The 26471-nt window shown below is 67.2% G+C and carries 23 protein-coding genes and 2 pseudogenes; 19 read left to right on the top strand and 6 right to left on the bottom strand.

Annotated features, from left to right (window positions below; all coding sequences use genetic code 11):
• Positions 1-61: 61 nt before the first annotated feature.
• The 4 genes from U4Z31_RS02080 (at position 62) to U4Z31_RS02095 (ending at position 4581) form a co-directional block, all read left to right on the top strand.
• Positions 62-1687: a phospholipase D family protein gene (locus tag U4Z31_RS02080; RefSeq protein WP_321809311.1), complete on the top strand. Its 1626-nt coding sequence runs from the start codon at positions 62-64 to the stop codon at positions 1685-1687.
• A 247-nt stretch (positions 1688-1934) separates the two neighbouring features.
• Positions 1935-2708: a class II aldolase/adducin family protein gene (locus U4Z31_RS02085; RefSeq protein ID WP_321799378.1), complete on the top strand. Its 774-nt coding sequence runs from the start codon at positions 1935-1937 to the stop codon at positions 2706-2708.
• Between the two features lie 359 nt (positions 2709-3067).
• Positions 3068-3502, top strand: coding sequence for a CHRD domain-containing protein (locus U4Z31_RS02090; protein ID WP_321809312.1), 435 nt, complete (start codon positions 3068-3070; stop codon positions 3500-3502).
• A gap of 116 nt (positions 3503-3618) precedes the next feature.
• Positions 3619-4581: an alpha/beta hydrolase gene (locus U4Z31_RS02095; RefSeq protein WP_321809313.1), complete on the top strand. Its 963-nt coding sequence runs from the start codon at positions 3619-3621 to the stop codon at positions 4579-4581.
• Here the strand turns inward: U4Z31_RS02095 and U4Z31_RS02100 are convergent.
• Positions 4551-5393, bottom strand: a complete 843-nt coding sequence (locus U4Z31_RS02100) for an EcsC family protein (RefSeq protein WP_321809314.1) — start codon at positions 5391-5393, stop codon at positions 4551-4553. The two genes, U4Z31_RS02095 and U4Z31_RS02100, sit on opposite strands and share 31 nt — an antisense overlap.
• A 110-nt stretch (positions 5394-5503) precedes the next feature.
• On the opposite strand from U4Z31_RS02100, the gene U4Z31_RS02105 reads away from it, so the two are divergent.
• Both U4Z31_RS02105 and U4Z31_RS02110 read left to right on the top strand, forming a co-directional pair.
• A complete protein-coding gene (locus U4Z31_RS02105; RefSeq protein ID WP_321809315.1) occupies positions 5504-7099 on the top strand; it encodes an MDR family MFS transporter in 1596 nt (531 codons plus the stop codon).
• Positions 7100-7133: 34 nt separating this feature from the next.
• A complete protein-coding gene (locus tag U4Z31_RS02110) occupies positions 7134-7580 on the top strand; it encodes a MarR family winged helix-turn-helix transcriptional regulator (protein ID WP_044848599.1) in 447 nt (148 codons plus the stop codon).
• A gap of 120 nt (positions 7581-7700) precedes the next feature.
• Here U4Z31_RS02110 and U4Z31_RS02115 read toward each other — a convergent pair whose 3' ends face one another.
• Together U4Z31_RS02115 and U4Z31_RS02120 are read right to left on the bottom strand one after the other, a co-directional pair.
• Positions 7701-8282 carry a DJ-1/PfpI family protein gene (locus U4Z31_RS02115; RefSeq protein ID WP_044848600.1) on the bottom strand — a complete coding sequence of 194 codons (582 nt, stop codon included), beginning with the start codon at positions 8280-8282 and terminating at the stop codon, positions 7701-7703.
• Positions 8283-8460: 178 nt separating this feature from the next.
• Positions 8461-9741, bottom strand: a complete 1281-nt coding sequence (locus U4Z31_RS02120) for an amino acid deaminase (protein WP_124666078.1) — start codon at positions 9739-9741, stop codon at positions 8461-8463.
• A gap of 119 nt (positions 9742-9860) precedes the next feature.
• Here U4Z31_RS02120 and U4Z31_RS02125 point away from each other — a divergent pair, with 119 nt between their 5' ends.
• From U4Z31_RS02125 to U4Z31_RS02150, 6 genes and pseudogenes are all read left to right on the top strand, one after another.
• On the top strand, positions 9861-10790 hold the full coding sequence (locus U4Z31_RS02125) for a MurR/RpiR family transcriptional regulator (RefSeq protein ID WP_321809316.1): 930 nt from the start codon (positions 9861-9863) through the stop codon (positions 10788-10790).
• A 2-nt stretch (positions 10791-10792) separates the two neighbouring features.
• The gene (locus tag U4Z31_RS02130) at positions 10793-12274 is read left to right on the top strand and encodes a D-aminoacylase (RefSeq protein WP_321809317.1); all 1482 of its coding nucleotides are present in this window, start codon (positions 10793-10795) and stop codon (positions 12272-12274) included.
• A gap of 123 nt (positions 12275-12397) precedes the next feature.
• Positions 12398-12784: a RidA family protein gene (locus U4Z31_RS02135; protein ID WP_006477830.1), complete on the top strand. Its 387-nt coding sequence runs from the start codon at positions 12398-12400 to the stop codon at positions 12782-12784.
• Positions 12785-13137: 353 nt separating this feature from the next.
• Positions 13138-13572, top strand: a complete 435-nt coding sequence (locus U4Z31_RS02140) for an STM2901 family protein (protein WP_321809318.1) — start codon at positions 13138-13140, stop codon at positions 13570-13572.
• Positions 13572-13925 carry a DUF1493 family protein gene (locus U4Z31_RS02145; RefSeq protein WP_124488599.1) on the top strand — a complete coding sequence of 118 codons (354 nt, stop codon included), beginning with the start codon at positions 13572-13574 and terminating at the stop codon, positions 13923-13925. The genes U4Z31_RS02140 and U4Z31_RS02145 overlap by 1 nt, the downstream gene beginning before the upstream one ends.
• Positions 13926-14016: 91 nt before the next feature.
• Positions 14017-14224 (top strand): annotated as a pseudogene (locus U4Z31_RS02150) (RidA family protein); the annotation flags it as partial.
• 83 nt (positions 14225-14307) lie between these two features.
• Here the strand turns inward: U4Z31_RS02150 and queF are convergent.
• From queF to U4Z31_RS37130, 3 genes and pseudogenes are all read right to left on the bottom strand, one after another.
• Entirely contained in the window at positions 14308-15138 is an 831-nt protein-coding gene (gene queF, locus U4Z31_RS02155; protein WP_044848604.1) for an NADPH-dependent 7-cyano-7-deazaguanine reductase QueF, read from the bottom strand.
• Between the two features lie 12 nt (positions 15139-15150).
• Positions 15151-16674 carry a threonine ammonia-lyase, biosynthetic gene (ilvA, locus tag U4Z31_RS02160; RefSeq protein ID WP_044848605.1) on the bottom strand — a complete coding sequence of 508 codons (1524 nt, stop codon included), beginning with the start codon at positions 16672-16674 and terminating at the stop codon, positions 15151-15153.
• 140 nt (positions 16675-16814) lie between these two features.
• A pseudogene (locus U4Z31_RS37130) lies at positions 16815-17264 on the bottom strand (hypothetical protein).
• Between U4Z31_RS37130 and U4Z31_RS02165 the strand changes: the two are divergent.
• From U4Z31_RS02165 to ubiB, 7 genes are all read left to right on the top strand, one after another.
• Positions 17250-21275, top strand: coding sequence for a DUF3683 domain-containing protein (locus U4Z31_RS02165; protein ID WP_124488600.1), 4026 nt, complete (start codon positions 17250-17252; stop codon positions 21273-21275). The pseudogene U4Z31_RS37130 and the gene U4Z31_RS02165 overlap by 15 nt on opposite strands.
• Before the next feature lie 85 nt (positions 21276-21360).
• Positions 21361-21804: an HIT family protein gene (locus U4Z31_RS02170; RefSeq protein WP_321809319.1), complete on the top strand. Its 444-nt coding sequence runs from the start codon at positions 21361-21363 to the stop codon at positions 21802-21804.
• The gene (locus U4Z31_RS02175) at positions 21801-22214 is read left to right on the top strand and encodes a gamma-butyrobetaine hydroxylase-like domain-containing protein (RefSeq protein ID WP_124488601.1); all 414 of its coding nucleotides are present in this window, start codon (positions 21801-21803) and stop codon (positions 22212-22214) included. The genes U4Z31_RS02170 and U4Z31_RS02175 overlap by 4 nt, the downstream gene beginning before the upstream one ends.
• A 52-nt stretch (positions 22215-22266) precedes the next feature.
• Entirely contained in the window at positions 22267-22998 is a 732-nt protein-coding gene (ubiE, locus tag U4Z31_RS02180) for a bifunctional demethylmenaquinone methyltransferase/2-methoxy-6-polyprenyl-1,4-benzoquinol methylase UbiE (protein ID WP_044846838.1), read from the top strand.
• Between the two features lie 41 nt (positions 22999-23039).
• Positions 23040-24074 (top strand): Tim44 domain-containing protein, encoded by a 1035-nt coding sequence (locus U4Z31_RS02185; RefSeq protein ID WP_044846837.1) that lies wholly within the window; start codon positions 23040-23042, stop codon positions 24072-24074.
• Between the two features lie 163 nt (positions 24075-24237).
• On the top strand, positions 24238-24864 hold the full coding sequence (locus U4Z31_RS02190) for an SCP2 domain-containing protein (RefSeq protein WP_044846836.1): 627 nt from the start codon (positions 24238-24240) through the stop codon (positions 24862-24864).
• Between the two features lie 12 nt (positions 24865-24876).
• On the top strand, positions 24877-26454 hold the full coding sequence (gene ubiB, locus U4Z31_RS02195; protein ID WP_044846835.1) for a ubiquinone biosynthesis regulatory protein kinase UbiB: 1578 nt from the start codon (positions 24877-24879) through the stop codon (positions 26452-26454).
• The last annotated feature ends 17 nt before the right edge of the window (positions 26455-26471 follow it).

Raw genomic sequence — 26471 nt, forward strand, 5'->3', positions numbered from 1 at the left:
CCCGTCAGCCGCGCGCCGCGGCGATTGCGGACCCGTTGATCCGCCTGTCGAGGGAGTTTCCGTGCTCACGTCCTTGATCCGGTGCGCGCCGGCCGCGCTGTCGTGGCGCGCCGTCGGCCGCCCGGCCTGCGCGCTCGCCGTGTGCGCGCTGCTGTCGCTGGCCACCGCCTGCGCGACGCATCCGCCCGCCACCACGCTCGATCGTCCCGTCTCGCACGCGTTGCCGACCGATACCGCGACGCCGCTGCGCGCCGCGCTGGCCGCGCCGGAAGCCGCGCATCCGGGGCAGTCGGGCTTCCGGCTGCTGCCCGACGGCGCGACCGCGCTGCAGATGCGCATCGCGCTCGCGCGCGCGGCGACGAAGACGCTCGACATGCAGTACTACATCGCGACCGAGGACACGACCGGCAAGCTGCTGCTGGGCGCGGCGCTGTATGCGGCCGATCGCGGCGTGCGCGTGCGGATGCTGGTCGACGACCTGAACTTCCACGACATCGATCGCGTCATGGCCGCGCTGAACACGCACACGAACATCGAGATTCGCGTGTTCAATCCGTTCGGCGCGTCGCAATACGGGATGGTCGAGCGCACGGCCAACTACTTCACGCGGATCGACAGCTTCACGCGGCGGATGCACAACAAGGCGATGATCGCGGACAACCAGCTCGCGATCGTCGGCGGCCGCAATCTCGGCGACGAATACTTCAGTGCGAGCCCGACGTTGCAGTTTCGCGATCTCGACGTGCTCGCCGCAGGCCCCGTGACGAACGATGTCTCGAAGAGCTTCGACGGCTACTGGGCGAGCGCGAGCAGCTATCCGTTGCGCGTGCTGAATCATCAGACGTTCGCTCCGAAGGATCTCGACGCGATGCGCGACGAGCTGCGCGACCACTGGCGCAAGAATGCCGACCCGTACAACGCGAAGCCGCTGAACGCGACACCGCTCGCGCAGCAGATCACGCGCGACGAGCTCGCGCTCGTGTGGGCGCCGGCCGAATTCAAGGTCGATGCGCCGACCAAGGTCGCGCAGCCGACCGACGCATACGTGAGCCCGCCGATGCAGCGCCTCGTCGAACTGATGCGCGGCGCGCAGAAGGAATTCCTCGCGTTTTCGCCGTACTTCGTGCCGCACGATGCCGGCGTGAAGATCCTCGGCGACACGGTCGGGCGCGGCGTGCGCGTCGCGATCGTCACGAATTCGCTCGCGGCGACCGATGCGGTCGCGGTGCAGGCCGGCTACGCGCCGTACCGCGTGCCGTTGCTCGAGCGCGGCGTCGAGTTGTACGAGTTCAAGGCACAGCCGGGCCAGCAGCCCACGCGCCTGTTCGGCTCGCGCTCGCGTGCGAGCCTGCATGCGAAGGCGTACGTGATCGACCGGCACATCCTGGTGATCGGCTCGCTGAATCTCGACCCGCGCTCGGCGCACCTGAACACCGAGCTCGCGCTCGTGATCCACAGCCCGGTGCTCGCGCAGCAGGCCGCGGAGATCTTCGCACGGGTGACGCAGCCTGATGAAAGCTATCGCGTCACGCTCGTGAAGCAAATGGACGGCGGGCCGCCGGCACTCGAATGGACGGGCGTCGACGGCGGCCAGTCGACCCTCTATCACGTCGATCCGCATGCTGGGCTGCTGCGCAACGTGATGACCGGCCTTTTCATGCTGCTGCCGGTCGACGACCAGTTGTAAGGGCCGGAACGGCTCGGGCCAAACCCGCGATACCGGTGCGCGGGGAAAGGTGATATGGTTGTGCGCGCAACGATATGCGTATCGTGAAGGGTGCCGCCGGACGGCTCGCGCAATGCGGGCCGCAGCGGTACCGAACGACGCGCCGCACGCGCCATGTGCGCCAAGCACGCCGCGTGCGCCGCCAGGAGACGAAGGACGATACGCGCGCCGCCCGCGCGGCCGCGCAAGCCCGCAACCGGAGTGCCCCATGCAACGTGTACCCAACCAGCCGTTCACGCGTCCCGCCCGTTTTTCCGAAGCCGAGTGGCAGGCGCGCGTGCAGCTCGCGGCCGCCTACCGGATCTTCGACCATCTCGGCTGGACCGAGCTGATCTACAACCATATCTCGCTGCGCGTGCCGGGCGAGGACGGTCATTTCCTGATCAATCCGTTCGGGCTCCATTACCGCGAGGTGTGCGCGTCGAACCTCGTGAAGATCGACCTCGACGGCAACGTGATCGGCCATTCCGACTGGCCGATCAATCCGGCCGGCTTCACCTTCCACAGCGCGATCCATGCGGCGCTGCCCGACGCGCACTGCGTGATGCACGTGCATACGACGCCCACGATGGCCGTGTGCTGCTCGCGCGACGGGCTGTCGTTCTCGAACTTCTATTCGGCGCAGCTGTACGGGAAGATCGCGTATCACGATTTCGAGGGCATCACCGTGCATCTCGAGGAAGGGCGGCGCATCGTCGAGAGCGCCGGCGGGCGGCCCGTGCTGCTGCTGCGCAACCACGGGCCCGTGACGATCGGCGCGACGCTCGCGCAGACCTTCTCGTTGATGTGGCTGCTCAATCGCGCGTGCGAGGTGCAGGTCGCGACCCATGCGATCGGCGATGCACTGCCGATCGCGCCGCCGGTGCTCGAGGGCTGCGTGCGCGATTCGCTGAATTTCGATCCGAGGCACGGCGCGGGGCAGGACGCGTTCGACGCGTTGCAGCGCATCGTCGATCGCATCGATCCCGGCTATCGCGCGTGAGGCGCGGTGCCGGCGCGATGCCGGGCTCGACCGCCGCGGCGAGATCGATTCGTGATGCCTGATGGTGAGCGCAGCGGAATGTGCCGGACGATGCCCTTATGCCGTGCGGCACGGGCAAAAAAAACGCGGCCGGATGGCCGCGTGAATACTCGCAGACTCCTTCGGACGAAGGAAACAAGCAACTGTGAGACGAAGTGTAGCGAAAGGCCGCGCGCGGATTCAGGGCGCCCGCTGCAAAGGTCTCTTCCAGGTTCCGTCAGGCTGGCGCGCGACGCACGGGGTGCCGGATCGGCGGCGATCGACTACCATCATGGAGCGTCCCCGGCCGGGTGGCGTACCACGTCGTGCAAGGAGAATTCATGCCGAAGCTGCGTTTGCTCCAGGTGGCGTTGCTCGCGGGCGTGCTGGCCGCCGGCAGCGCCGCTGCCGAAACGGTGCGCCTGTCCGCCAACCTGCAGCCGTCGAGCGAAGTGCCGCCCACCGCGACCAAGGGCGCCGGCGCCGTCGATGCGACCTACGACACGGCCAGCCACCTGCTGCAGTGGACGGTGACTTACGAACACCTCACGGGGCCGGCGACCGCCGCGCACTTCCACGGGCCCGCGCCGGTCGGCCAGAACGCCGGCGTGCAGGTGCCGATCCCGAAGGACGAGCTCGCAAGCCCGATCAAGGGATCGAAGGCGCTCACCGACGCGCAGGTGACCGACCTGATGGGCGGCAAGTGGTACTTCAACGTGCACACGAAGGAGCATCCGGCCGGCGAGATCCGCGGCCAGGTGATGCCGACGAACTGAGGCCGGCAAACCGCGGCCGGCAAACCGGCCCCGGCGTTTGATGTAGAGGCTCCCGTCGAGCGGCGCGGCAACGATCGCACGTACCATCGTGACACTGCGATGACGGAGTCTGTTCGATGAGTTGGCAAAGCAAGTTCGCGTGCTGGCTGCTGCGTTGGCAGTTTCGTCCCGAGACCGCGCGCCCGGTGCTCGACCCCGCCCGTGCGCGGCGCTTCACCGACCTGAGAATGGTCGTGCCGCGTCGCGCGCCGTCGGGCTACCGGCTGCGCGAATGCTACCGTCCCGGCGACGCGCCGCTGCGCGGCGAATGGCTCGAACGCACCGATGCGGTCGGCGCGCGCGGGCCCGGCCGCACGCTGCTGTACTTCCACGGCGGCGGCTACTACTTCTGTTCGACGAAAACCCATCGGCCGCTCGTGTTCGGCCTCACCAAGCGCGCGGGCGTGCGCTCGTTCTCGCTCGATTACCGGCTCGCACCCGAGAACCGCTTCCCGGCTGCGCTCGACGACGCGCTGGCCGCGTACCGGCAATTGCTCGCGCTCGGCACGCCGCCCGAGTCGATCGTGTTCGGCGGCGATTCGGCGGGCGGCGGCCTCGCGCTCGCGACGCTCGTCGCGCTGCGCGATCGCGGCGAACCGTTGCCGGCCGGCGCGATCCTGTTCTCGCCGTGGACCGACCTGGCCGGCACCGGCGCCACGATGCGCAGCAACGACGGCCTCGACCCGATGTTCGCGGCCGCGGCGCTGCCGAAGGCGGCGAAGCTGTATCTGGGCGACGCATCGGCGACGCATCCGTACGCGTCGCCGCTCTATGCGGACTTGACCGGGCTGCCGCCGCTCTTCATCCAGGCCGGCAGCACCGAGGTGCTGCTCGACGACGCGCGCCGCGTCGCCGACAGCGCGAAAGCGGCCGGCGTGCCGGTGGAGATCGAGGTGTGGCCCGACATGCCGCACGTGTGGCAGCTGTACACGCCGATGGTGCCGGAGTCGCGCGACGCGCTCGACCGCGCGGCCGCATTCCTGCGCCGCGTCGCGGTCGAGCGGGCGGTTCAGCGCGCGGGCGAGCCGTCGATCGCCTGATACGCGGCCTGCACCGCCACCGAGCCGTACTTGCGCTCGAGCCGGCGCACGGTGAAATGGCCGTGCGCCATCTGCTGGAAGTGGTCGATGAACAGCGTGTTGACGGTCGCGCCGAGCACCGCGCCGATCGCCGGGATCGACTTCGCGGCCATCTGCTCGGTGACCTGCACCGAGAAGCGTGATGCCACCGTCTGCACGAGCTTGAACACCGCCGCCGAGCTGTGCGCGGCGATCCCTTTCGTCGTGATGTCCGACGATGCCTTCGAAATCGCCTGCGCGAGCGCGCCGCGCAGCACGAAATAGCCGAGATCGGCGTCCTCTTCCTGCTTGTCCGGGTTGCCGCCCATGCCGAGCACGGCCAGGCACTGCAGCTGCGTATCCACCGAGCCCAGGTCCTCGCCCTCGCTGCGCGCGATGTCGCATACCGAGCGGAAGATCAGCGTGGTCGTGACCGGCAGCTCGACCGGCAGCGCGAGGAAGCCGAACGCGCCGCCCGCCGCGCCGGTGGTCGCGACCGCGAGCTTGTGCAGCAGGTTGCTCGGCTTGTCCGGCTCGGCATCGGGTGTCTGCGGCTTGCCGAGGGTGCGCAGCGCGATGTTCAGGCACTTGCGCAGCGCGAGCTGCGTCGCGTCGTTGATCTTGCCGGTCGCGAAGTCCGGCAGCCGCGCGATCATCTTCTCGACCGGCGCGCCCAGCACGCCCGTCAGCTTCATCGTCAGCGACGGGCTTTCCAGCACCTGTTTCGCGCGTCGCAGCGCGTCCTGGTCTTCCGGCGACAGCGTCGCGGCAGGCGTGATTGAAATCGGTTCCATCTTTCTCCTTGGCGGTGGGGAACAGGCCCCGCACCCTCGCCAGCCTAGATTACTCCGGCGTGCTAGAATTTTGAGATTGTTTGACTCGTCAAAAGTTGCATCAACAAAAAATGGCCGTCCATACTGCCGCCCACCATTCGAGCGGGCAAGTCCTGCCGTTCCGCGAATCGCTGCTGGCGATGATCGGGATCTCGTTCGTCACCATGCTCGTCGCGCTCGACCAGACGGTCGTCGGCACCGCGTTGCCGACCATCGTCGCCGAGTTGAGGGGCTTCGACCTGTACGCGTGGGTCGCGACCTCGTACCTGCTCAGTTCCGTGATCACCGTGCCGATCTTCGGCCGCCTTGGCGACTACTACGGCCGCAAGCCGTTCGTGATCGCGTCGATCGTCGTGTTCACCGGCGCGTCGGTGCTGTGCGGGATGGCCAACGACATGCTGTTCCTGGTGCTCGCGCGCGGCCTGCAGGGGATCGGCGGCGGGATGCTGGTCGGTACTGCGTTCGCGTGCATTCCCGACCTGTTCCCCGATTCCGTCGTGCGGTTGCGCTGGCAGGTGCTGATGAGCTCCGCGTTCGGCATCGCGAACGCGGTCGGGCCGTCGCTCGGCGGGATCCTGACCCAGTCGTTCGGCTGGCGCTCGGTGTTCTACGTCAACCTGCCGGTCGGCCTGCTGTCGCTGTTCTTCGTGTGGCGCTACCTGCCGCACCTGCGGCACGTCGAGCACGACCGCAAGATGCGGCTCGACTGGCCCGGCGCGCTCCTGATCGCGCTGTCGCTCGGCGCGCTGCAGCTGTTCGTCGAATGGATGCCGAAGTACGGCGTGATGAGCTGGGCCTCGCTGCTGCTGGTCGTCGCGGTCGGCGCCGGCATCGGCTTGTGGCATTGGGAAAAGCGCTGCGCGCAGCCGATTCTGCCGTTCGACATGTTCGGCAACCGCGCGCTGTCGGCGCTGTTCGTGCTCGCGATCCTCGCCGGCTTCTCGATGTTCTCGCTGCTGTTCTACGCGCCGCTGCTGTTCCAGGGCGGCTTCGGGATGTCGCCGAAGGCGGCGGGGCTCGTGATCACGCCGCTCGTCGTGTTCATCACGATCGGCAGCATCATGAACGGCCGCGTCGTCACGCGCATCCGCAATCCGAACGCGATGCTGCACGTCGGTTTCGTGCTGTTCGCGATCGCGTGCGCGGGCATCGTCGTGTCGACGCACACGACGCCGACCTGGATGCTGATGGCGCTGATGGTCGCGGGCGGCATCGGCCTTGGCTTCGTGCTGCCGAACCTCACCGTGTTCGCGCAGCAGACGGCCGGCCGCGAGCACCTCGGCATCGCGACCGCGCTGCTGCAGTCGCTGCGAATGGTCGGCGGGATGATCGGCACCGCGCTCACGGGCACGCTGGTCAACCAGATGTATTCGAGCGGCGTGCGCGACGCGCTGTCGGGCGAGCACGCGCTGCAGTGGCGCGCGCAGCTCGCCGATCCGCAGATCCTGATCGACCGCGCCGCACAAGGCGGTCTGGTCGCGGAGCTGACCCGCGCCGGGCATAATGGCGCGCTGCTGCTGGAAACGGCCCGCGAATCGCTGGTCGGCGCGATTCACCTGGGTGTCGCGATGGCGGCCGTCGTCGCCGTGGTGTCGGTGTGGCAGTCCCGCCGCGTGCCGCCGATCGCGCTGCGGCACAAGATCGAGCCGCATGTCGCGGCCGATTGAACGATTCACCGATTGAACGAGTAGGCCTCAGCGCATGGAAGAACAGGACCGCGTCGCGATCTTGCAGCAATTCGGACGCACGTATCGCGCGTTCATGACCGCGTTCGAAACGCACGTCGGGCAGCCGATGCCGCGCTGGCGCATCATGGTCGCGCTGCACACGATGGACGGGCATTCGTCGCAGAAGAAGCTCGTCGAGGTGCTGCGCATCGATCCGGGCGCGCTCACGCGCCAGTTGAAGTCGCTCGACGCGCTCGGCTGGATCGAGCGCGCGTCCGATGCGCGCGACAACCGCGTGACCAACGTCACGCTGACCGCCGAGGGCCGCGCCGCGTTCGACGCGTGCCTGCCGCGCCGCAAGGCGTTCCTCGACCAGACGATGGCGCAACTGCCGGACGACGTGCTGACCGCCCTGTCGGGCGCGCTGGCGATGCTGGAGTCGCGGATTGCGGATGTCGGCTCGACGCCGGCATCGCGCTGAAGGGCGGGGCGGAAGCGGCGCGACGGGATGCGCCCCGTCGGCCGGTCTTGATCGGCACGGCATGCGGGCTGCGCGAACCCGCCGCCGGCCGGCATTTCACTTCAATTCATTCCACTTCGTTCACAGCTCGATGCGCGTGCCGAGCAGCGCGAGGAACTGCGCGAGCCAGGCCGGATGCGCGGGCCACGCGGGCGCGGTGACGAACGGCGCGTCGGTCACGGCCGCGTCGACCGGGATGTCCGCATATTCGCCGCCCGCGAGCTTCACTTCGGGCGCGCAGGCCGGGTAGGCCGAGATGCGCTTGCCGCGGATCACGTCGGCGGCCGCGAGCAGCTGCGCCGCATGGCAGATCGCGGCGATCGGCTTGCCGGCTTCCGCGAACGCGCGCACCAGCGCGATCACCTTCGCGTCGAGACGCAGGTATTCCGGCGCGCGGCCGCCCGCGATCGCGAGCGCGTCGTAGCCCGCCGCATCGACGTCGTCGAACGTCGCGTTCAGCGTGAAGTTGTGGCCGGGCTTCTCGGTGTAGGTCTGGTCGCCCTCGAAATCGTGGATCGCGGTCTTGACCTTGTCGCCCGCGCGCTTGCCCGGGCAGACTGCATCGACGTGATGGCCGACGGCCTGCAGCGCCTGGAACGGCACCATCGTTTCGTAGTCTTCGGCGAAATCACCGGTCAGGAACAGGATCTTCTTCGCGGCCATGGCTTTCTCCATTGAACAGCGTTGAGGGGCCGTTCGCGCCGGGCGCGGCAGGCATGCGCTGCGGCGGCGAAGCAGCCCCGAGGACGAAAGCGCAGTGTACTCCGGCAGATTGAAGCGCGCGTGACGGCCGCCCCGCGCGGCGGTGGGGCGGCGAGGCGGCGCGATGGCGCGCCAGGCGTCAGAAGAAGGTTTCGACGACTTCCGTCACGCGGAACTGCGGATCGAGCACGAGCAGCTGGCGCCACTTGTCGAACGTCAGGCACGGATGCGAGATATCGAACGCGACCATGTCGCCGACCTTCACGTCCGCGCCCGGCGGGATCTGCAGGTACGCGTGCTGGTCCATCATCCCGGTGACGGCCCAGCCTTCGCTCGCGGCGACATCGCGCGGCGCGCTGTCGCGACCCGGGCGGAAGTGGCGCGCCGGCTCGGGCAGGCCCGCGTCGAACGCCGCGTCGCGCTTGCCGAGCGCGATGATCGCGCGGTCGGCTTCCGGCACCGACTGCACGTACGCCCACAGCTGCAGCGCCGGCAGCAGCCCTTCGCCCATCCTGCGGGCGATCGGGTTGCGCGCGAACACGTCGGTCTGTGCCTTCTTGTAGATGCCGACATCGTGCGTCAGGTAGCAGCCCGGACGCAGCACGACTTCCGCGAAACCGTCATCGGACGCCTTCGCGAATTCCTCCGCGACCACGTCGTACCACGCCGAGCCGGCACCCGACAGGATCGCCGGCGTGCGCGCGAAGCGGCCGGCTTCGGCCAGCTCGCGCGTGAACGCGACCGCGTCCTGCAGGAACGCGCGGATCTCGCCTTCCTCCTTCAGCACGCCTTCGTAGAGTTCGATGCCGGCCAGCTTCAGCGTGTCCGGATAGCGCGCGATCGCGTCGAGCACGGCGGTGCGCTGCGCGGCGTCGCGCACGCCCGCGCGGCCGCCCGGCACGCCGAGTTCGATCAGCACGTTCAGCGTTTTCTTCGCGTCGCCGAAGAAGCGGCCGAGCTGGTCGACGCTGTCGGCCGAATCGACGAGGCAGAAGAATTCGAAGTCGGGATCGGACAGCAGCCCCGCGATGATCGTCATGTTCTGGCGGCCGACCAGCTGGTTCGCGAGCAGCACGCGGCGCACGCCGCCGTGATACGCGGCCTGCGTCTGGTGCGCGGTCGCGAGCGTGATGCCCCACGCGCCGGCGGCGAGCTGGCGGCGGAACAGTTGCGGCGCCATCGTCGTCTTGCCGTGCGGCGCGAACTGCGCGCCGTACTGCTGGACGAACGCCTGCATCCAGTTCAGATTGTGTTCGATGCGATCCTCGTACAGCACCGCTGCCGGCAGGCTGACGTCTTCCGCGAGCAGGTTCCACTCGAGGCGGCCTGCGTCGTCGAGCGGCACGCTCGCGCTCGGCAGGTTGCCGAGGCCCTTGCCCAACGGATTGATTGTCGGTTCCTGATAGTTTGTAACTTTCATGTCATCCCGCTCCATCATCACTATGCATTGCACTGAAGTTGACATGCAGATGGTACAGAAAGTAGCATCGGCGCGGTGATGTTATTTAGTAACATAAAGCGCCACACCCTTTTCAGCAGATGAATTCGTCCGCCACCCCGTCCGTTCCGTTCACCGCCGAGCAACCGGTTGCCCAGCCGGTCCTCGACATCGTCGCGCGGATCGCCGAATGCGCGCCCGAGCTGCGCGAGGCCGAACGCAAGGTCGCGGCCTTCATCCTCGCCGATCTCGCGCGCGCCGCGCATGCGAGCATCGGCGCGCTCGCGCGCGACGCGGAGGTCAGCGTCGCGACGGTCACGCGGTTCGCGAAGGCCGTCGGCTGCCGCGACGTGCGCGAACTGAAAGTGCTCGTCGCGCAGGCGGCGGCGGTCGGCCAGCGCTTTCTCGTGCCGTCCGGCGAGCCTGCGGAAGTGGACGCGAGCCCGGCATCGGTCGTCTACGACGAGATCCGCGTCGCGCTCGCGCACAACCACCAGCTGCTGCGCAACACGTCGTTCGATGCCGCGGCCGATCTCCTCGCCGGCGCGAAGATGGTCTACGTGTACGGGCAGGGCGGCGGCTCGACCGCGCTCGCCGATGAACTGCGCTTCCGGCTCGTGCGCTTCGGCCGGCCGGTCGCGAGCTACCAGGACAGCCTGCTGCAGCGGATGGTATCGGCGACGCTGTCGCGCGACACCGTGGTCGTCGCGCTGTCGGTGAGCGGGCGCGTGCCCGAACTGCTCGAGAGCTGCCGCCTCGCGAAGCGCTACGGCGCGAAGCTGATCGCGATCACCGCGCCGGCTTCGCCGCTCGCGAAGCTCGCCGACCACCTGATCCCGGTCGTCGCGTTCGAAACCGATTTCATCTACAAGCCTTCGACATCGCGCTACGCGATGATGATGGCGATCGACGTGCTCGTCACCGGAGTCGCGCTGCGGCTCGGCGATGCGGGCCGAGAATCGCTGCGCCGCATCAAGCATGCGCTCGATGCGCACCGCGGCGGCGGAGACCGTCAACCGGTAGGAGACTGACCATGCATTCGCATCCCGAAGCCGCCGATACGCTGATCGTCGGCGCGCAGCTGTACGACGGCACGGGCGCACCGCCCGTCACGCGCGACGTCGCGATCCGCAACGGCGTGATCGCGGCGATCGGCAACCTGTCGAACTGGCTTGCCGAGACCGTCGTCGATGCGAACGGCCGCGCGCTCGCGCCGGGCTTCGTCGACGTCCACACGCACGACGACACGCACGTGATCCGCGCGCCGCAGATGCTGCCGAAGATCTCGCAAGGCGTGACGACCGTGATCGTCGGCAACTGCGGGATCAGCGCGTCGCCGGTGACGCTCGCGGGCGATCCGCCCGACCCGATGAACCTGCTCGGCGATCGCGACGCGTTCCGCTATCCGACCTTCGCTGCCTACGTCGCGGCGGTGAACGACGCGCGTCCGGCCGTGAACGTCGCGGCGCTCGTCGGGCACACCGCGCTGCGCAACAACCAGATGGACCGCCTCGACCGCGCGGCGACCGACGGCGAAATCGCCGGGATGCGCACGCAACTCGAGGAAGCGCTCGCGAACGGCGCGCTCGGGCTGTCGTCGGGCCTTGCGTACGGCTCCGCGTTCGCGGCGCCGGCCGAGGAAGTGATGGCGCTTGCCGAGCCGCTCGCGAACGCGGGCGCGCTCTACACGACGCACATGCGCACCGAATTCGACGCGATCCTCGACGCGATGGACGAGGCGTACCGCGTCGGCCGCCACGCGCAGGTGCCGGTCGTGATCTCGCACCTGAAGTGCGCGGGCCCGTCGAACTGGGGGCGCAGCACCGAGGTGCTCGCGTCGCTCGAAGGCGCGCGCCGCTACCAGCCGGTCGGCTGCGACTGCTATCCGTACAGCCGCAGCTCGTCGACGCTCGACCTGAAGCAGGTGACGGGCGACATCGACATCACGATCACGTGGTCGGAGCCGCATCCGGAAGTCGCCGGCAAGCTGCTGAAGGCGATCGCGGCCGACTGGGGCGTGACCGAGCAGGAAGCCGCGCAGCGGATCCGCCCGGCCGGCGCCGTGTATCACAACATGTCCGAGGACGACGTGCGCCGCATCCTGTCGCATCCGGCGACGATGGTCGGCTCGGACGGCCTGCCGAACGATCCGCTGCCGCATCCGCGGCTGTGGGGCGCGTTCCCGCGCGTGCTCGGCCATTACGTGCGCGACACGAACCTGCTGCCGCTCGAGGAGGCGATCCGCAAGATGACGTCGCTGTCCGCGCGCCGCTACGGGATCGCGCGGCGCGGCGAAGTGCACGTCGGCTACCACGCGGATCTCGTGCTGTTCGATCCCGCGCGCGTGATCGATGCCGCGACGTTCGAGAAGCCGCAACAGCCCGCGCACGGGATCGACGCGGTGTGGGTGAACGGCGTGCTGACCTACGAGAACGGCCAGCCGACCGGCGAGCGCGCCGGCGGTTTCGTCGCGCGCGGCGAGCGCGTGCCGGCGAGTGCCGACGCCGCGTTCTGAACGCGGTCCTGATCCGATTTGCCGCGTGCGCCATGCCGGCGCGCGCATCCGCAACCGTGCGTTGCATGGGGCGGGAGCAGGCGCCGATGCGCCGGCTCCGGCCGACCAACAAGGAGTGAAACGATGAAGCGATATGGCGTAGGCGAAGCGAAGGGTACCGGCGGGCAGGTGATGCCGTTTGCACGCGCGGTCGAGGCCGACGGCTGGCTGTACGTGTCGGGCCAGACGCCGATGGTGAACGGCGAGGTCGTCGAAGGCGGGATCGTCACGCAGTCGAAGCAGACGATCGAGAACGTGATCGCGATCCTGAAGGAAGCCGGCTACGGCCTGGAACACGTCGTGCGTTGCGGCGTGTGGCTCGACGACGCACGCGATTTCGCGTCGTTCAACAAGGTGTTCGTGTCGTACTTCGGCGAGCATCCGCCGGCACGCGCGTGCGTGCAGTCGAGCATGGTCATCGATTGCAAGGTCGAGGTCGATTGCATCGCTTACAAGCCGCCGGTGAAGTAACGCGGGCGGGCGAATTGTCGTGTCACAGGGCCGGCGCAGTAACATGCGCCGGCCTCGTTGCGTTTTGGCGGAATAGAAGTGTCGCGGGCGGTTGGTATCGGGAGCACTTGTCTTCTGGCAAGCGCAATAATCCGGTGGGGAACGCAATCATGAGTGACCTGAGTAGCGCCGAATTTTTACACTCTGAATGAAATCCTTGTGACTCGAGCGTGACTCGATATGCCGCGTCTGGCGGGCGGCTCCGGTAATGGACGCGCAATACGCCAGCGGCGTCGATGAATCTCGATAGAGCAAATTGGGTGGATCGCTGGGTATGGTCGTCATTCCAATCAACGATTTCGTGAAATCGAATCATGACGAGCACTACATACCGCTATGGCGTTCATTCGGATCTCACGCCCGCCGAACTTTTCTTTTTCGTTGCCGTGGAAGAGACGTGCGCACGGGTCGGGATCGACGATGTCGAAGCGGTGGTCCTGATTCTAGCTGGCTGGCCCGTTTTGCCGACGCGGCAAAAATTCGGCGGTGCGACGAAAGGAACGTCCGTCGCATCCGTGATGGCGCGTTCGATTTTTCGCTACCAGCTGAACAGGAAGGTTTTGCCAACCGTCACGCTTCAAAGCATCAAGTCATTTCGGATCATCCTGACCCGGAAGCTCAGCGTATTCGTCGGGCGCGCCGTTCCGGGCGTGGGTTGGGCGCTGCTGGCGCGCGACGTGTTCGGGATCGTTCATGGCACGGTCTCAAGGTACAACAGCCTCGTCAAACCTGACGATAAGGTGTTCTGATGGAAAACGTGCGTTGGGACGAGATCGAAGCCTTTGTCAGGTCAGAGGTCGGGCTCGGTCCATCGAAGCCGCTCTCCGCCGGCACTCGGCTCTGGGAAGACCTTGGGCAGACCGGTGACGAAGCCAACGACTTCATGGGGCATTTTTTTGAGCGATTTGCCGTCGACACCGGCGATTTCGATTTCCACCGGTATTTTTTGATGGAAGGCGAGGGATTGCTCTATTCGCTATTCCAGCGGTGGGTGCGACGAAAGCCCCACGACTTCAAGCGGGAATCGATTACGCTCGCGATGCTGCATCGTGCAGCCGTAGAAAGAAAATGGAACGCTGCGCGATTGGCCGCAATGCAGTGAAAGGCCGGGTCTCCACGCGTGTCGGACCGGATTTCAAAGAATGGGATCAGGATCGATGGCAGGCCCAAAACGCCTGCTAGTACCCCCTCACCTCCTGAAGAGAGCAGGCTACAGCCTCGAGCTTGTCGTGCACTGCGGCGTGTGGCATCGGCGACGCACGCGATTTCGCGTCGTTCAACAAGGTGTTCGTGTCGTACTTCGGCGAGCATCCGCCGGCACGCGCGTGCGTGCAGTCGAGCATGGTCATCGATTGCAAGGTCGAGGTCGATTGCATCGCTTACAAGCCGCCGGTGAAGTAATGCGGGCGGGCATCCCCTGCGCACAGTGAAACAGCCCCGTCGGCGCGAGCCGGCGGGGCTGTTTCGTGACAGGCGGGCCGCTATTACTGCCGCGCCGTCCGCGCGTTGTCCGGCATCGGCTGGTTGTAATTCGTGCGGAACGGATTGATGTCGAGCCCGCCGCGCCGCGTGTAGCGCGCATACACCGCGAGCTTCACCGGTTTGCACGCATGCAGGATGTCGAGGAAGATCCGCTCGACGCACTGCTCGTGAAAGCCCGTGTGATTGCGGAACGAGATGATGTAGCGCAGCAGCCCTGCGTGATCGATCTGCGGCCCGACGTAGTGAATCTGCACGCTGCCCCAGTCGGGCTGGCCGGTGACCGGGCAGTTCGAGCGCAGCAGGTCGGACACGAGCGTTTCCTCGACCGGCGCTTCGTCCTCGGCGTCGGCGGCCGACAGCAGCGACGGATCGGGTTCGTACACGTCGGTGTCGAGGTCGAGCCGGTCGAGCGACAGTCCGTCGAGCTCCTCCATCTCGAGCTTGCCGAAATCGTGCGGCGACACCAGCTGCACCGACACGCTCGCGCCGCACGCGGCCGACACGTCGCGCTTCAGCACGTCGCGCACCGCGTCGAGCGAGTCGAACTTCGATTGCGCGAACGAGCCGAGATACAGCTTGAACGACTTCGATTCGACGATGTTCGGCGATTCGGCCGGCACGTAGAACGTCGCGACCGCGAGCTGCGGCTTGCCGCGCGCGTTGAGCCACGACAGTTCGTACGCGTTCCAGATATCGGTGCCGAAGAACGGCAGCGCGGACGTGATGCCGAGCTGCTCGCGCGCCCCGGCGCGCGGGATCGGGAACAGCAGCGACGCGTCGTACTGCGCTGCGTAGACGGTCGCCTTGCCGAGCGGGGAATGTTCGGGATTCATTGCACGAAGCCTTTACGACAGGAAGAGGCGGTACGCCGGATTGGCGCTCTCCTCGACATACGGATAGCCGAGGGCCGCGAGGAAGCGTTCGAACTCGGCGCGATCGGCCTGCGGCACCTGCAGCCCGACGAGGATCGAGCTGTAGTCCGCGCCCTGGTTGCGGTAGTGGAACAGGCTGATGTTCCAGTCCGGCGCCATCGACGACAGGAACTTCATCAGCGCGCCCGGCCGTTCCGGGAATTCGAAGCGGAACAGGCGCTCTTCAAGCGCGAGCGGCGAGCGGCCGCCCACCATGTAGCGGATATGTTCCTTCGACAGCTCGTCGTGCGTGAGGTCGACGGTCTTGAAGCCGTGCGACTCGAAGTTCGCGGCGATCTCCTCCGACTCGCCGCGCCGCTTGATCTGCACGCCGACGAAGATGTGCGCGGACTGCGCATCGGCGATCCGGTAGTTGAACTCGGTCACGTTGCGATCGCCGACGAGCGAGCAGAAGCGCTTGAAGCTGCCGCGCTCCTCGGGGATCGTGACGGCGAACACGGCTTCGCGCGCCTCGCCCACTTCCGCGCGTTCGGCGACGAAGCGCATCCGGTCGAAGTTCATGTTCGCGCCGGACGTGACCGCGACGAGCGTCTGGTTCTCGATGCCTTCGCGCTCCGCATACTGTTTCGCGCCCGCGACCGCGAGCGCGCCGGACGGCTCGAGCACGCTGCGCGTATCCTGGAATACGTCCTTGATCGCCGCGCACAGCGCGTCGGTGTCGACCGTCAGCACGCCGTCGAGGAATTCGCGGCACAGCCGGAAGGTTTCCTCGCCGACGAGCTTTACCGCGGTGCCGTCCGCGAACAGGCCGACCTCGCTCAGTTCGACGCGCTCGCCCTTCTGCAGCGACTGCGCCATCGCGCACGAATCCTCGGCCTGCACGCCGAACACCTTGATCTCCGGCCGCACCGCCTTGACGTAAGCCGCCACGCCGGACGCGAGCCCGCCGCCGCCGATCGGCACGAAGATCGCGTGAATCGGACCCTGGTGCTGACGCAGGATTTCCATCGCGATCGTGCCCTGGCCGGCGATCACGTACGGATCGTCGAACGGGTGGACGAACGTGAGGTCGCGTTCAGCCTGAACCTTGACCGCGTGCGCGTATGCATCGCTGTACGACTCGCCCGCCTGGATCACCTCGACGCTCGGGCCGCCGTGCGCGCGTACCGCATCGACTTTCACCTGCGGCGTCGTGACCGGCACGACGATCACGGCCTTCACGCCCATTCGGGCCGCCGAGAACGCGACGCCCTGCGCATGATTGCCGGCCGATGCCGTGATCACGCCGCGCGCGAGCGCGTCGGCCGGAATGTGCGCCATCTTGTTGTACGCGCCGCGCAGCTTGAACGAGAACACCGGCTGGTTGTCCTCGCGCTTCAGGTAAACGGGGTTGTGCAGCCGGGCCGACAGGTTGCGGGCAGGTTCGAGTTCCGTCTCGAGCGCGACGTCGTAGACGCGCGCGGTGAGGATTTTCTTCAGGTAATCGTGGGATGCCATGGGCGCTCGCGTGCAGTGCGGAAGCAGACGGTAAAGGATCAATGATAGCGCCAAGGGTCGGTCCGCACGCAAGCGGCATGCCGGGCGCACGGTCGCGGAACCGCGCCGGCGGGCGTGTTGGCCGCATGAGGCGTCCCTTTTTACCGGTTTAACCGCATGGTTACCGACCGGACGGACGGCGAATTTCGACGCGAAAACGTGCCGAGCCAAGCCCGGCGCGGCTTGCGGCGATAGCCCCACGACCTGTCCGGCGTGTCACGCGTGGCCCGATCATGGGTTAGAATTCCGTTTTGAATCAAGGATCGGAAGATGCAGAGGCACCCTCGGATCGCCCCGTTGAAGCCGACGCCGCGCGCAGCCAGCCCCGCGGCGGAGCGGCATGCGCGCCGCGCGCGATCGTGCTGATGGCTCCGAGTGCCGCCAGGCCCCACCCGTCGGGAACGGTGAGTTCAGTCCCGTTCCGGCCCCATGCGAGTTAGTCGCACGCCTGGCAACAGAACAGATTTCCCCAAGATTGCGCCCACGCGCTTGCCGACGCCCCTGCACGGTGTATCGGCCCTCCGAGTCGTCCGAACATGAACGCACCACAAGTTTTCGATCCGCATGGCGCGGCCGCCGCCGTCGCCGCCGACCCCGCGCCCCGTCTGCGCGAGATTCCCTACAACTACACGTCCTTCTCCGACCGCGAGATCGTGATCCGCCTGCTCGGCGCGGAGGCGTGGTCGGTGCTCGACGAACTGCGCGCCGAACGCCGCACGGGCCGCTCGGCACGGATGCTGTATGAGGTGCTCGGCGATATCTGGGTCGTGCGCCGCAACCCGTACCTGCAGGACGACCTGCTCGACAACCCGAAGCGCCGCGCGCTGCTGATCGAGGCGCTGAACCACCGCCTGACCGAGATCGGCAAGCGCCGCCGCGCCGACCTGACCGCGCACCACGACGACGCGGGCCGCGAACGCGCCGAGCGCGTCGAGATGCTCGAGGCCGCCGCGCAGCGCGCGGTCGACGAGTTCGCCGACGAATTCGACAAGATGGCCGACCTGCGCCGCCGCGCGACCAAGGCGCTCGGCCGCTGCACGCAGAAGGACAACATTCGTTTCGACGGGCTGTCGCGCGTGTCGCACGTGACCGACGCGACCGACTGGCGCGTCGAATACCCGTTCGTCGTGCTGACCCCCGATACCGAAGCCGAGATCGCGGGCCTGATCAAGGCCTGCTTCGAGCTTGGCCTGACCGTGATCCCGCGTGGCGGCGGCACCGGCTACACGGGCGGCGCGGTGCCGCTCACGCCGTTCTCCGCGGTGATCAACACCGAGAAGCTCGAACAGCTCGGCGCGGTCGAACTCACCGAACTGCCGGGCGTCGCGCACAAGGTGCCGACGATCTTCTCCGGCGCGGGCGTCGTCACGCGCCGCGTGACGGAAGCGGCCGAAGCGGCCGGCTACGTGTTCGCGGTCGACCCGACCTCGCTCGACGCATCGTGCATCGGCGGCAACGTCGCGATGAACGCCGGCGGCAAGAAGGCCGTGCTGTGGGGCACCGCGCTCGACAACCTGGCCTGGTGGCGGATGGTCGACCCGGACGGCAACTGGCTCGAAGTCACGCGCCACGAGCACAACCAGGGCAAGATCCACGACATCGCGGTCGCGCGGTTCGAGCTGAAGTGGTTCGACGGCGCGTACGCGCCGGGCGAGAAGCTGCTGAAGACCGAGATGCTCGAGATCGAAGGCCGCCGGTTCCGCAAGGAAGGCCTCGGCAAGGACGTGACCGACAAGTTCCTCGCCGGCCTGCCGGGCGTGCAGAAGGAAGGCTGCGACGGGCTGATCACGTCCGCGCGCTGGGTGCTGCACAAGATGCCCGCGCACACGCGCACCGTCTGTCTCGAATTCTTCGGCCAGGCGCGCGAGGCGATCCCGAGCATCGTCGAGATCAAGGACTACCTGTTCGAGACGTCGAAGCAGGGTGGCGCGATCCTCGCTGGCCTCGAGCACCTCGACGAGCGCTACCTGCGCGCGGTCGGCTATGCGACCAAGAGCAAGCGCAACGCATTCCCCAAGATGGTGCTGATCGGCGACATCGTCGGCGATGACGCCGACGCGGTCGCGCACGCGACGTCCGAAGTGATCCGGATGGCGAACGGCAAGAGCGGCGAAGGCTTCGTCGCGATCAGCGCGGAGGCCCGCAAGCGCTTCTGGCTCGACCGCAGCCGCACGGCCGCGATCGCGAAGCACACCAACGCGTTCAAGATCAACGAAGACGTCGTGATCCCGCTGAACCGGATGGGTGAGTACACCGACGGCATCGAGCGGATCAACATCGAGCTGTCGCTGAAGAACAAGCTGCAGCTGGTCGACGCGCTCGAAGCGTTCTTCCGCGCCGGCAACCTGCCGCTCGGCAAGACCGACGACGCGAACGAGATCCCGAGCGCCGAGCTGCTCGAGGATCGCGTGCAGCAGGCGCTGGAGCTGCTCAAGCGCGTGCGCGCACGCTGGGAATTCGTGCGCGACCGGCTCGACCAGCCGCTGCGCGAGGCGCAGCACTACCTCGTGCAGCTCGGCTACGAGGCGCTTGCCGAGAAGTTCGCCGATCGCGCGGACGAGCAGCCGGGCGCGACCGTGTTCCACGTCACGCAGGACCGCACGGTCCGCATCTCGTGGAAGCAGGAGATCCGCGCGGAGCTGCGCGCGATCTTCAACGGCGGCGCGTTCAAGCAGATCCTCGATGAGGCGCAGGCGATCCACAAGCAGGTGCTGCGCGGTCGCGTGTTCGTCGCGCTGCACATGCACGCGGGCGACGGGAACGTCCACACCAACATCCCGGTCAACTCCGACAACTACGAGATGCTGCAGGACGCGCACGCGGCGGTCGCGCGCATCATGACGCTTGCGCGCTCGCTCGACGGCGTGATCTCCGGCGAACACGGGATCGGCATCACGAAGCTCGAGTTCCTGACCGACGACGAGATCGCCGAATTCCGCGCGTACAAGCAACGCGTCGACCCGAACGGCCGCTTCAACAAGGGCAAGCTGCTCGACGGCGCCGACCTGCGCAACGCGTACACGCCGAGCTTCGGGCTGATGGGCTACGAGTCGCTGATCATGCAGCAGTCCGACATCGGCGCGATCGCCGATTCGGTGAAGGACTGCCTGCGCTGCGGCAAGTGCAAGCCGGTGTGCGCGACCCACGTGCCGCGCGCGAACCTGCTGTACAGCCCGCGCAACAAGATCCTCGCGACCTCGCTGCTGGTCGAGGCGTTCCTGTACGAGGAGCAGACGCGCCGCGGCGTGTCGATCAAGCACTGGGACGAGTTCAACGACGTGGCCGACCACTGCACGGTGTGCCACAAGTGCGCGACGCCGTGCCCGGTGAAGATCGACTTCGGCGACGTCACGATGAACATGCGCAACCTGTTGCGCAAGATGGGCAAGAAGAAGTTCAACGCCGGCAATGCGGCGGGCATGTTCTTCCTGAACGCGACCAATCCGCAGACGATCAACGCCGCGCGCGGCGTGATGATGGGCGTCGGCTACAAGGTGCAGCGCTTCGCGAACGACATGCTGAAGAAGGTCGTGACGAAGCAGACGCAGCACCCGCCGGCGACGGTCGGCAAGCCGCCCGTGGTCGAGCAGGTGATCCACTTCGTCAACAAGAAGATGCCGGGCAACCTGCCGAAGAAGACGGCGCGCGCGCTGCTCGACATCGAGGACAACAAGATCGTGCCGATCATCCGCAACCCGAAGTCGACGACCGTCGATTCGGAAGCGGTGTTCTACTTCCCGGGCTGCGGCTCCGAGCGCCTGTTCTCGCAGGTCGGCCTCGCGACGCAGGCGATGCTGTGGGAAGCGGGCGTGCAGACCGTGCTGCCGCCGGGCTACCTGTGCTGCGGCTATCCGCAGCGCGGCTCGGGCCAGTACGACAAGGCCGAGAAGATCGTCACCGACAACCGCGTGCTGTTCCACCGGGTCGCGAACACGCTGAACTACCTCGACATCAAGACGGTGGTCGTGTCGTGCGGCACCTGCTACGACCAGCTCGCAGGCTACGAATTCGACAAGATCTTCCCGGGCTGCCGGATCATCGACATCCACGAGTTCCTGCTCGAGAAGGGGATGAAGCTCGACGGCGTGACGGGCACGCGCTACATGTATCACGACCCGTGCCACACGCCGATCAAGACGATGGACCCGGTGAAGCTCGTCAACGAGCTGATGGGGGCGGAGAAGGACGGCTACAAGATCGAGAAGAACGAGCGCTGCTGCGGTGAGTCGGGCACGCTGGCGGTCACGCGTCCGGACATCTCCACGCAGGTCCGCTTCCGCAAGGAAGAGGAAATCCGCAAGGGCGCCGCGAAGCTGCGCAGCATCCCGGTCGTGGCCGGCAACGCGCCGGCGCCGGCCGCCGCGAGCGCGAACGGCCCGGACGTGAAGATCCTGACGAGCTGCCCGTCGTGCCTGCAGGGCCTGTCGCGCTACAACGAGGATGCGAACCTCGAGGCCGACTACATCGTGGTCGAGATCGCGCGCCAGGTGCTCGGCGAGAACTGGATGGCCGACTATGTCGCACACGCGAACAATGGCGGGATCGAGCGCGTGCTGGTCTAATGCGGGCATGACGACCGCCCGGGCGGGCCAGGAATGAGCGGGCGCCGGCGCAGATGCGCCGGCGCCCGTCCACATGGGAGCGACGATGGAATGCGTGTTTTGCCGTGAAGACGGCGGCGAGGTGCTCTGGCAGGACGATGCGCTGCGCGTCGTGCTCGCGACGGGCGAGCACGATTACCCTGGCTTCTGCCGGGTGATCTGGGGCACGCACGTGGCCGAGTTTTCCGATCTCGGCGAGCCCGAGCGGGCACATCTGATGCGCGTGGTGTACGCGGTGGAGCGCGCCGTGCGCCGCGTGATGCAGCCGAACAAGGTGAATCTCGCGAGCCTCGGCAACATGGTGCCGCACGTGCACTGGCACGTGATCCCGCGCTTCTCCAACGACGCCCATTTTCCGCAGCCCGTCTGGGCGCCGCGCCAGCGCGGCGTGTCCGAGGCGCTGCTGCGCACGCGCGCGGCGCAGGCCTCGCTGCTGCACAATGCGGTGCGCGAGGAAATTCAACGCATGACCGATTCGAGGCAGCCATGAGCGGTTTGACTTCCACGACGCCGATTCCGTCCGGCGTCGTCGTGCACGCGGTGTCGCGCGTGCTCGAATTGCAGTACCCGAACGGCGAAAATTACCGGATTCCGTTCGAGCTGATGCGCGTCTATTCGCCGTCGGCCGAGGTGCGCGGCCACGGGCCGGGTCAGGAGACGCTGCAGACCGGCAAGCGCGAGGTGACGATCACCGCGCTCGAGGGCGTGGGCAACTACGCGCTGCAGCCGACGTTCTCGGATGGTCATTCGACCGGCATCTACTCGTGGGATCTGCTGTACGAACTGGCGACGCAGCAGGACGCGCTGTGGCGCGACTATTTCGACAAACTGCAGGCGGCGGGCGTCGAGCGCGACGCGCCGATGCCGGCGGCCCCCGCGCCGCACGGCCACTGCCACTGAAATCGACGGCGCCCGCTCGGCGCCGTCTTGCCATTTACTGAGGATCAACGCGATGAGCAAAACCCACTTCGGCTTCGAGAGCGTCGAGGAAACCGAAAAAGCGAAGAAAGTGGCGGGCGTGTTCCATTCGGTCGCGAGCAACTACGATCTGATGAACGACCTGATGTCGGCCGGCATGCACCGCGCGTGGAAGGCGTTCACGATCGCGCAGGCGAACGTGCGCCCCGGCTTCAAGGTGCTCGACATCGCGGCCGGCACCGGCGACCTGACCAAGGCGTTCGCGAAGGCGGCCGGGCCGACCGGCGAAGTCTGGCACACCGACATCAACGAATCGATGCTGCGCGTGGGCCGCGACCGGCTGCTCGACAAGGGCATCGTGACGCCGTCGCTGCTGTGCGATGCCGAGAAAATCCCCTTTCCGGACAACTACTTCGATGTGGTCACGGTCGCGTTCGGGCTGCGCAACATGACGCACAAGGATGCGGCGCTGGCCGAGATGCGCCGCGTGGCGAAGCCGGGCGGCCGCGTGATGGTGCTGGAATTCTCGAAAGTCTGGGATCCGCTGAAAAAAGCGTACGATCTGTATTCTTTCAAAGTATTACCGTGGCTTGGCGACAAGTTCGCGAAAGATGCTGAAAGTTATCGGTATCTTGCTGAATCTATCCGGATGCACCCCGATCAGGACACGCTGAAGACGATGATGGAACAAGCGGGCCTCGACGCCGTCAAATATTACAATTTGTCAGGTGGCGTGGTAGCTTTACACCTAGGAACCAAGTACTAAGGGGTTCTTCCCATACATTCGCCTTACATCTGGAGAAGCTGATGTCCGAATCGCGTTCGTTGTTCAACCGTAGCAAGCCGTCGAAGCCGTGGGCTCGACGGGTCGGCACGCTGCTGATGGTCGGCCTGCTCACGGCCGGCACGTTCGCATCGCTCGACGCCGAAGCCAGGCGTATGGGCGGCGGGCGCAGCATCGGCCGCCAGAGCTCCACCGTCACGCAGCGCCAGGCCACGCCGCCCGCGCAGCAGCCGATGCAGCAGGCCGCGCCGGCGCAGGCGCAGCGCGCGAACCCGGCCGCACCGGCACCGGCCGCGCAGCCGAACCGCTCGCGCTGGCTCGGGCCGATCGCCGGCCTTGCGGCCGGCCTCGGCATTGCGGCGCTGCTGTCGCACTTCGGCCTCGGCGGCGCGTTCGCGAGCATGATGGCGAACGTCATCGTGATCGCGCTGCTGGCGATGGTCGGCATCTGGCTGATCCGCAAGTTCATGAACCGTCGCCGTCCGCAGGAACCGGCGTACTCGGTGGGCGGCTCGGCCTCGTCGTCGGGCGGCTACTCGCAGAGCCCGTCGTTCCAGCAAGGCAGCACCGGCGGCAACTATGCCGGCAGCGGCAGCAGCTATGCGAACGAAGCGCAGGGCGTGTTCGGCGGCGGCGCAGCGGCCGCGGGCGCGGCGGGCGCGATGGCGGCCGCACCGCTGCAGGTGCCGGCCGGCTTCGACACCGAAGCGTTCCTGCGCAGCGCGAAGGTCTACTTCGTGCGCCTGCAGGCCGCGTGGGACCAGGGCAACCTGGCCGACATCCGCGAGTTCACGACGCCGGAAATGTTCGCCGAGATCAAGATCGACCTCGATTCGCGCGGCAACGAGGCGAACCAGACCGATGTCGTCCAGCTCGACGCGGAACTGGTCGCGATCGAGGATCGCGGCATCGAGCAGTCGGCCAGCGTGCGCTTCCACGGGCTGATCCGCGAATCGGCGAATGCGTCGGCGGCGCCGTTCGACGAGGTGTGGAACCTGTCGAAGTCGGGCGGCCAGGGCTGGCTGCTCGCGGGTATCCAGCAGATCAACACGCACTGAGCGTGACCGGCGGCCGGCTTGCCGGCTGCCCGGGCGACGGCCGCCGCACTGCGACCGCTTGCCGCCCGGGTGTGCGGTTGGCCGCGGGCTGCCGACGATCCGACGTTACAATAGAAACCCGCGTGGGCGCCCGGCCTGCGCGGGTTTTTTCTTTCCCAGCCCGATGACCTTTGCCGCCAAGCCTTTTGCTGCTGCTGTCAATCACCTGCTCGCGCGCGAATCGTGGGCGCGCGATCGCCTGATCCCCTACGCGGGCAAGACTGCCCGGCTCGACGTGCCGCCCGTCACGCTCACGCTGCTCGTGCAGCCCGACGGCTACCTGTCCGCGGTGGAAGCGCACGATGCGCAACACGTCGACGTGTCGATCGCGCTCGCGGGTGATACGGTCGCCGCATTCCTGCAGGGCGGCCAGGCGGCCGTGATGAAGCACGTGAAGATCGAGGGCGACGCCGAGTTCGCGACCCAGATCGCGAAGCTGGCCGAGCACCTGCGCTGGGAACCTGAGGAAGATCTCGCGAAGCTGGTCGGCGACGCGGCGGCGTACCGGATCGCGACGGTCGTGCGCGACGCCGGCGCGCGCGCGCGCCGCACCGGCCGCAACGTGCTCGATTCCGTCGCCGAGTACTTGCTCGACGAGAATCCGCAAGTCGTCCGGCGCACGGTGCTCGGCGGCTTCGACGCCGAACTGGCGCGGGCGCGCGATGCGCTCGCGCGGGTCGAAAAGCGGGTCGAGCGACTCGAACAAAAAATCGGCGCGCGCACGGGCTCCGGCCCGCGCGGCGCGCACTGAGGGCCGCAGGGCATGCGCATTTTCCGTTTCATCAAGATTGTCTACACCGTCATCCGCTTTGGCCTCGACGAAGTGATGCTGTCCCGGATCGACGACCGGCGCGTGAAGCTGCTGCTGCGGATCACGACGATCGGCCGCCGCTTTTCCGATCCGCCCGCCGTACGGCTGCGTCACGCGCTCGAAAGCCTCGGCCCGATCTTCGTGAAGTTCGGCCAGGTGCTGTCGACGCGCCGCGACTTGCTGTCGGTCGATTTCGCGAACGAACTCGCGAAGCTGCAGGACCAGGTGCCGCCGTTCGATTCCGCGGTGGCGATCGCGATCATCGAGAAGTCGCTCGGCGCGCCGGTCGACGAGCTGTTCGACGAATTCGAGCGCGAGCCGGTCGCGAGCGCGTCGATCGCGCAGGTGCACTTCGCGAAGCTGAAGCAGGGCGTGCACGCGGGCAAGGCCGTCGCCGTCAAGGTGCTGCGCCCGAACATGCTGCCGGTGATCGATTCCGACCTCGCGCTGATGCGCGACATCGCGACGTGGACGGAGCGCATGTGGGCCGACGGCCGGCGCCTGAAGCCGCGCGAAGTCGTCGCCGAATTCGACAAGTACCTGCACGACGAGCTCGACCTGATGCGCGAGGCCGCGAACGGCAGCCAGCTGCGCCGCAACTTCGCGGGCCTCGACCTGCTGCTCGTGCCCGAGATGTTCTGGGATTTCTCGACGTCGCAGGTGCTCGTGATGGAGCGCATGACCGGCGTGCCGATCAGCCAGGTCGAGACGCTGCGCGCGGCCGGCGTCGACATCAAGAAGCTCGCGCGCGAAGGCGTCGAGATCTTCTTCACGCAGGTGTTTCGCGACGGTTTCTTTCACGCGGACATGCACCCGGGCAACATCCAGGTGAGCCTCGATCCGAACACGTTCGGCCGCTATATCGCGCTCGATTTCGGGATCGTCGGCGCGTTGTCCGATTTCGACAAGAACTACCTCGCGCAGAACTTCCTCGCGTTCTTCAAGCGCGATTACCACCGCGTCGCGACGCTGCACCTCGAATCGGGCTGGGTGCCGCCCGAGACGCGCGTCGAGGAGCTCGAGAGCGCGATCCGTGCGGTGTGCGAGCCGTATTTCGACCGCGCGCTGAAGGACATCTCGCTCGGCCAGGTGCTGATGCGCCTGTTCTCGACGTCGCGCCGCTTCAACGTCGAGATCCAGCCGCAGCTCGTGCTGCTGCAGAAGACGATGCTGAATGTCGAAGGGCTCGGCCGTTCGCTCGATCCCGAACTCGACCTGTGGAAGACCGCGAAGCCGTATCTCGAGCGCTGGATGACCGAGCAGATCGGCCTGCGCGGCTGGTACGAGCGCTTCAAGGTCGAGGCGCCGCAGTGGAGCAAGACGCTGCCGCAACTGCCGCGGCTGATCCACCACGCGATGGCGGCGCGCCACGATGCGCCGCGCGCGGCGAGCGAGGACCTGATGCGCCAGATCCTCATCGAGCAGAAACGGACCAACCGGCTGATGCAGGCATTGCTGATCTTCGGTCTTGCCGTCGGCGTCGGGGCGCTCGTCGCGCGCGTGCTGCTCGCGCTCGCGTACGGCGCGTGACCGCAGGGGACGGAGCG

It is taken from the genome of Burkholderia sp. BCC1985 (genome assembly GCF_905339915.1).
Taxonomy (GTDB): domain Bacteria; phylum Pseudomonadota; class Gammaproteobacteria; order Burkholderiales; family Burkholderiaceae; genus Burkholderia.

Excerpts from the sequence above, each read along its gene's own strand:
- U4Z31_RS02085 (WP_321799378.1), top strand. The coding sequence starts at position 1,935 with ATGCAACGTGTACCCAACCAGCCGTTCACGCGTCCCGCCCGTTTTTCC.
- U4Z31_RS02090 (WP_321809312.1), top strand. The coding sequence starts at position 3,068 with ATGCCGAAGCTGCGTTTGCTCCAGGTGGCGTTGCTCGCGGGCGTGCTG.
- U4Z31_RS02095 (WP_321809313.1), top strand. The coding sequence starts at position 3,619 with ATGAGTTGGCAAAGCAAGTTCGCGTGCTGGCTGCTGCGTTGGCAGTTT.
- U4Z31_RS02100 (WP_321809314.1), bottom strand. The coding sequence starts at position 5,393 with ATGGAACCGATTTCAATCACGCCTGCCGCGACGCTGTCGCCGGAAGAC.
- U4Z31_RS02105 (WP_321809315.1), top strand. The coding sequence starts at position 5,504 with ATGGCCGTCCATACTGCCGCCCACCATTCGAGCGGGCAAGTCCTGCCG.
- U4Z31_RS02110 (WP_044848599.1), top strand. The coding sequence starts at position 7,134 with ATGGAAGAACAGGACCGCGTCGCGATCTTGCAGCAATTCGGACGCACG.
- U4Z31_RS02115 (WP_044848600.1), bottom strand. The coding sequence starts at position 8,282 with ATGGCCGCGAAGAAGATCCTGTTCCTGACCGGTGATTTCGCCGAAGAC.
- U4Z31_RS02120 (WP_124666078.1), bottom strand. The coding sequence starts at position 9,741 with ATGAAAGTTACAAACTATCAGGAACCGACAATCAATCCGTTGGGCAAG.
- U4Z31_RS02125 (WP_321809316.1), top strand. The coding sequence starts at position 9,861 with ATGAATTCGTCCGCCACCCCGTCCGTTCCGTTCACCGCCGAGCAACCG.
- U4Z31_RS02130 (WP_321809317.1), top strand. The coding sequence starts at position 10,793 with ATGCATTCGCATCCCGAAGCCGCCGATACGCTGATCGTCGGCGCGCAG.
- U4Z31_RS02135 (WP_006477830.1), top strand. The coding sequence starts at position 12,398 with ATGAAGCGATATGGCGTAGGCGAAGCGAAGGGTACCGGCGGGCAGGTG.
- U4Z31_RS02140 (WP_321809318.1), top strand. The coding sequence starts at position 13,138 with ATGACGAGCACTACATACCGCTATGGCGTTCATTCGGATCTCACGCCC.
- U4Z31_RS02145 (WP_124488599.1), top strand. The coding sequence starts at position 13,572 with ATGGAAAACGTGCGTTGGGACGAGATCGAAGCCTTTGTCAGGTCAGAG.
- queF (WP_044848604.1), bottom strand. The coding sequence starts at position 15,138 with ATGAATCCCGAACATTCCCCGCTCGGCAAGGCGACCGTCTACGCAGCG.
- ilvA (WP_044848605.1), bottom strand. The coding sequence starts at position 16,674 with ATGGCATCCCACGATTACCTGAAGAAAATCCTCACCGCGCGCGTCTAC.
- U4Z31_RS02165 (WP_124488600.1), top strand. The coding sequence starts at position 17,250 with ATGAACGCACCACAAGTTTTCGATCCGCATGGCGCGGCCGCCGCCGTC.
- U4Z31_RS02170 (WP_321809319.1), top strand. The coding sequence starts at position 21,361 with ATGGAATGCGTGTTTTGCCGTGAAGACGGCGGCGAGGTGCTCTGGCAG.
- U4Z31_RS02175 (WP_124488601.1), top strand. The coding sequence starts at position 21,801 with ATGAGCGGTTTGACTTCCACGACGCCGATTCCGTCCGGCGTCGTCGTG.
- ubiE (WP_044846838.1), top strand. The coding sequence starts at position 22,267 with ATGAGCAAAACCCACTTCGGCTTCGAGAGCGTCGAGGAAACCGAAAAA.
- U4Z31_RS02185 (WP_044846837.1), top strand. The coding sequence starts at position 23,040 with ATGTCCGAATCGCGTTCGTTGTTCAACCGTAGCAAGCCGTCGAAGCCG.
- U4Z31_RS02190 (WP_044846836.1), top strand. The coding sequence starts at position 24,238 with ATGACCTTTGCCGCCAAGCCTTTTGCTGCTGCTGTCAATCACCTGCTC.
- ubiB (WP_044846835.1), top strand. The coding sequence starts at position 24,877 with ATGCGCATTTTCCGTTTCATCAAGATTGTCTACACCGTCATCCGCTTT.